We start from the raw sequence: 4,003 nt of genomic DNA on the forward strand, positions 1-4,003 counted from the left end.
CGCGATGCCTTAGACCAAGTAGAAGCGGGTGCAGACATTCTCGACGTAAACATGGGTGTAGCTGGCATGGACCAAACTCCATTAATGGAACGTGCTATCTTCGAATTATCCATGCTCGTTGAAACTCCGTTATCTATCGACACATTGGACCCAGCAGCTATGGAAGTAGCTCTTAAAAACTACCCAGGCCGCGCGCTAATCAACTCCGTAAATGGGGAGGAGGAGTCCATCACTCACGTTATGCCTTTGGCTAAACGTTATGGTGCTGCATTACTTTGCTTGCCAATATCTAGTGGTGACCTTCCTGAAAAAGCAGAGGATCGCGTTGCTTTAGCTGAAAGCATTGTAAATCGCGCTTACGGTTATGGTCTTCAACCACATGACTTATTACTCGATCCATTGGTATTAACACTTGCTAGTGGTGAAGATAGTGCACGCCAAACATTGCGTACATTACAGTTATATAAAGAGAAATTTGGCTTCCCAACAGTAATGGGCTTGTCCAATATTTCCTTCGGTATGCCACAACGTCCTTACTTGAACGGTCAATTCTTAACAATGGCCCTTGCATGTGGTTTGACAACGCCGATTATGAACCCATTAAACTATCCAGCGAAAAAAGCGTTCGTATCTAGTACAACATTATTAGGCTGGGACCCAGGTTCTGCTCAATTTATCAAAGAATACGGCTACGAAGACGAAACAAGTGCTCCTGGCAACTCTGCTCCAAAAGGACCTGAAAAGAAATCCTTTGATAGCAATGATCCGTTAGCAAATATCCGCGCTTGCGTAGAGCAAGGGGAGAAAGAGGCTATCGTTGAACTTGTTAAGAAGGCCTTAGCTGACGGCATGGACCCATTAGATATTACGAAAAAAGGCTTATCTGAAGCGATGAACGTAGTAGGGGACAAGTTCGGTTCTGGTAAATTATTCTTGCCACAAGTAATGCTTGCTGCTGAAACAATGCAAGCTGCTTTCAACACGATTAAAGAAATTATTCCTGCTAGTGAAAGCTTGGATAAGGGTACAGTCGTTGTGGCTACCGTTAAAGGCGATATCCACGATTTAGGTAAAAATATCGTAGCAGCCTTGCTTGAAAATAATGGTTACAAAATCGTCGACCTCGGTAAAGACGTTGATCCAGAAGTCATCGTTCAAGCTATTAAGGACAACAAAGCAGCCCTCGTTGGTATCTGTTCCTTGATGACTACAACAATGCCTCAAATCGATAATACTATCGCTGCTATTCGTGCAGCAGGCCTTAAAACTAAGGTTATGGTTGGTGGTGCCGTAGTATCTCAAGACTACGCAGACCAAGCGGGCGCAGACATCTATGCTAAGGACGGTATTGCAGCCGTTAACCACGCCAACGATTTCTTTGAAACTTTAGAGAAATAATTTATTGCTTTCATTACTTATAAATTAAGCTTTCACCATAAGTATAGATAAGAGGTACATGATGACATTAAGAGAGAAACATCAACAAGGGAAGTTCACTATCACAGTTGAATTAGACCCACCAAAAAGTAGTTCTGCGGAAAAGATTTTTGAACAAGCGGCTCGTTTGAAAGGGAAGGTTGATGCCATCAACATCGCTGACAGCCCTATGTCCAAAATGCGCATGAGCCCAATTTCTCTTTCTTATTTGTTGCAACACAACAAAGAGATCGAAACAATTTTCCACCTTACATGCCGCGACCGTAACGTCATCGGTTTGCAATCTGAATTGCTTGGCGCTGCAGCATTGGGCGTGCACAACATTTTAACCCTTACTGGTGACAAACCAGATAATGGGGATCATCCATTTGCACAATCCGTATTCGAAGTAGATTGCATGGGCTTGCTCAATATCGCTAAGACATTGAATGCAGGTAAAGACCTAGCAGGCAATGACTTAGATGCACCTACAAGCTTCTACATCGGTGCTACTGGTAACCCTGGTGCTCCAGACTTAGAAATTGAACGCCAAAAATTAGCTGCTAAAATCCAAAACGGTGCACACTTCGTGCAAACACAACCTATTTACGATTTAGAACAAGCGAAACGCTACATCGATAAAATGTCTGAATTCGATGTGCCTATCATGCTCGGTTTAATTCCACTTAAAAGCTTCAAAATGGCCACATACCTTCACGAAAAAGTGCCTGGGATCAACCTTACTCAAGAGATTCTAGACCGCGTAGAAAAGGGCGGTAAAGAAGCGGGTACAGAAATTGCTATCGAAACATTGGAGCAAATCAAGAAAATCGCTGCAGGCGTACATATTATGCCTTTAAATGATATTGATACAACATTACATATCATTGACCACGTATAATTACGTAGAAAAGAGAAAGAGGATGCAAATCTGTGATTTGCACCCTCTTTTGTTTATGTATTATACCAATGGTTTGTCTTTAATTTCTTTTGGTTTACGTGGGTATTGTTTAGGTGTTTTACCTGTTTTCTTGATGTACAAGATAGCTCGTTTATCATCTAAGGTTGGCAGAGTAACGGTTCGCACTTCTTCAATCGTAGCTTTTAATGTGCTAAGGGCTTTGTTAGATTCCCCAACTTCTTCTTCGTAGATAGCGCCTTTTAAAGCCACTACGTAGCCGCCTTCTTTTACATAGGGCACAGTCCATTCTAACAGAATAGGTAATCTTGCCACTGCACGGCTCGTAGCGATATCGAAGCTTTCACGGTAATCTTGATGACTCAGATCCTCTGCACGACCATGTAAGGTAGTACAGTTCGTTAATTTTAACTCATCCATAACGGATTCAAGGAAGGTAAGGCGTTTTTTCAAGGAGTCAAACAGCGTAACCTTAAGGCTACGATCATAGATAGCTAGCGGAATACCAGGGAAACCAGCGCCTGTACCAACGTCGATGATAGACATACCGGATTTAATGATATATGAGTCATAGCAGGAGAGGGAGTCAATCATATGCTTCACAACAACCTCATTCATATCTGTGATGCCTGTAAGGTTGAGGTATTTATTTGTTTCAATCATCCGCGCATAGTACACGTAAAAGTCTTTCGCTTGCTCTTCCGTACATGGCAGACCAAATTCGGTCATTTGCTCCATCATGTATGAAACAAATTCAGACTCAGGTGCAATAGGCACATCGTATTTCTCTTTCATAAGTACTCCTAATGAATTATTCGGTATTTATATAAAAGTAAAAGCTATCTACATCTATTCAATAAAATGAGTAATAAAACTCATGTCATATAGCTCATCACATAAACAAAGCTACGTAATTAACAATATAAGAGATAACAGAATAGTATTTCTAATTTCAAAGGCTATAAAACTCAAAAATTTAAGCTATATGGCTTATTTGATCTATTTTATATAAGTTTATATATAAAAACTAATAAAATAACTGTATAAGCGAAATACTTAAGTATTATTTCTTTATATTATAGCATATTCTCAATATATTCTCATTTACAAACAAAATATATGACCTACATAACACAAAATAGAGGAGGGGAGAGATGTTATACCTACATTATCATTTAAAATAATTAATTGAGAAATCGGTCCATCTTTTTGACTTATCTTTTATGTATTTTCTCCTATTTCATTGTGCATCCAAATTTTACAGTTTATTTCTAATTTAACACCATGAACTTTTCTTCACTTACAGAATATATTGTCTATTCTGTATGTACACTTGATGTACTTCTCTAGTGTATATATTTTAACTATAGAATATTATATATTTTATAAATATACAAATATTTACTTATATAGAATTCTTTTACATCTATAAAAAATAAAACTTGCGAATAAACTTATTTATGGATACACTACCATTAATAGGGAGGTGGTACCCATGAAACAGAAATCTATGTGGATATTATTTAAAATGGGCCTATCATTATTTACTCCAGACTATATGAGCGAAGGTCGAGAAATCGATGAACATCAAGAACGGGAAGCCTTATAACACAAAAAGCTAGCTAATCAGATTAGCTAGCTTTTTTATATGCAATTACATGTTTTATT

The 4,003-nt window shown here is 38.6% G+C and carries 3 protein-coding genes; 2 read left to right on the top strand and 1 reads right to left on the bottom strand.

Annotated features, from left to right (window positions below):
* Both Q0F90_RS07910 and Q0F90_RS07915 read left to right on the top strand, forming a co-directional pair.
* On the top strand, positions 1-1,398 hold a 1,398-nt coding region (locus Q0F90_RS07910; protein ID WP_296004539.1), incomplete at its 5' end, for a cobalamin-dependent protein.
* 61 nt (positions 1,399-1,459) lie between these two features.
* A complete protein-coding gene (locus Q0F90_RS07915) occupies positions 1,460-2,317 on the top strand; it encodes a methylenetetrahydrofolate reductase (RefSeq protein WP_296004543.1) in 858 nt (285 codons plus the stop codon).
* 60 nt (positions 2,318-2,377) lie between these two features.
* Here Q0F90_RS07915 and rsmG read toward each other — a convergent pair whose 3' ends face one another.
* Complete coding sequence (gene rsmG, locus Q0F90_RS07920) at positions 2,378-3,130, bottom strand: 16S rRNA (guanine(527)-N(7))-methyltransferase RsmG (protein WP_296004541.1); 753 nt, start codon at positions 3,128-3,130, stop codon at positions 2,378-2,380.
* Positions 3,131-4,003: the final 873 nt, after the last annotated feature.

The sequence above is a fragment of the uncultured Veillonella sp. genome (assembly GCF_934190855.1).
Lineage (GTDB): Bacteria > Bacillota > Negativicutes > Veillonellales > Veillonellaceae > Veillonella.

Excerpts from the sequence above, each read along its gene's own strand:
- Q0F90_RS07915 (WP_296004543.1), top strand. The coding sequence starts at position 1,460 with ATGACATTAAGAGAGAAACATCAACAAGGGAAGTTCACTATCACAGTT.
- rsmG (WP_296004541.1), bottom strand. The coding sequence starts at position 3,130 with ATGAAAGAGAAATACGATGTGCCTATTGCACCTGAGTCTGAATTTGTT.